Below are 984 nucleotides of genomic sequence, written 5' to 3'. Positions count from 1 at the left end.
TGCCGGGGTTCGTGGACCTGCACGTGCACGGCGGTGGGGGTGCGTCGTACGCGTCGGGGGTCGCGGAGGAGGCGCTGCGGGTGGCGCGCACCCACCTGGAGCACGGGACGACGACGACGATGGCCTCCACGGTGACCGGGGAGATCGACGAGGTGGCGCGGCAGGCGGCGGTGCTGTCGGAGCTGGTGGAGGACGGCGTGCTGGCCGGGATCCACTTCGAGGGGCCGTTCATCTCGCACAACCGGTGCGGTGCGCACCGTCCGGATCTGCTGCGGGATCCGGATCCGGCTCTGGTGCGCAAGCTGGTAGACGCGGCGCGGGGGCGGGCGCGGATGGTGACGCTGGCGCCGGAGCTGCCGGGTGGGCTGGAGTCGGTGCGGATGCTGGCGGAGCTGGGGGTGGTGGCGGCGGTGGGGCACACCGATGCGGACTACGGGCGGACGCTGGAGGCGGTGGAGGCGGGGGCGACGGTGGCGACGCACCTGTTCAACGCGATGCCGGGGATCGCGCACCGGGCGCCGGGTCCGATCGTGGCGTTGCTGGAGGACGAGCGGGTCACGGTGGAGCTGATCAACGACGGGGTGCACCTGCATCCGTCGGTGCTCGACCTGGCGTACGGGACGGTGTCGGCGGCGCGGTGGCGCCGGGGGACCTGGACCTGTCGGGGTTCACGGTGGTGCCGGGGTTCGTGGACCTGCACGTGCACGGCGGTGGGGGTGCGTCGTACGCGTCGGGGGTCGCGGAGGAGGCGCTGCGGGTGGCGCGCACCCACCTGGAGCACGGGACGACGACGACGATGGCCTCCACGGTGACCGGGGAGATCGACGAGGTGGCGCGGCAGGCGGCGGTGCTGTCGGAGCTGGTGGAGGACGGCGTGCTGGCCGGGATCCACTTCGAGGGGCCGTTCATCTCGCACAACCGGTGCGGTGCGCACCGTCCGGATCTGCTGCGGGATCCGGATCCGGCTCTGGTGCGCAAGCTGGT

General features: G+C 73.3%; 1 protein-coding gene and 1 pseudogene. Both read left to right on the top strand.

Annotation, left to right across the window (positions count from 1 at the left end; all coding sequences use genetic code 11):
* A partial coding sequence (locus MCM47_RS34575) for an amidohydrolase family protein (protein WP_238950862.1) occupies window positions 1-812 on the top strand: 812 nt, incomplete at its 5' end.
* A pseudogene (locus MCM47_RS34570) lies at window positions 701-984 on the top strand (N-acetylglucosamine-6-phosphate deacetylase); the annotation flags it as partial. The gene MCM47_RS34575 and the pseudogene MCM47_RS34570, both read left to right, overlap by 112 nt.

The sequence above is a fragment of the Kitasatospora sp. A2-31 genome, assembly GCF_022288725.1.
Lineage (GTDB): Bacteria > Actinomycetota > Actinomycetes > Streptomycetales > Streptomycetaceae > Kitasatospora.
The sequence above is the reverse complement of the archived record's forward strand: the minus strand, read 5'-3'. Positions and strand labels throughout refer to the sequence as shown.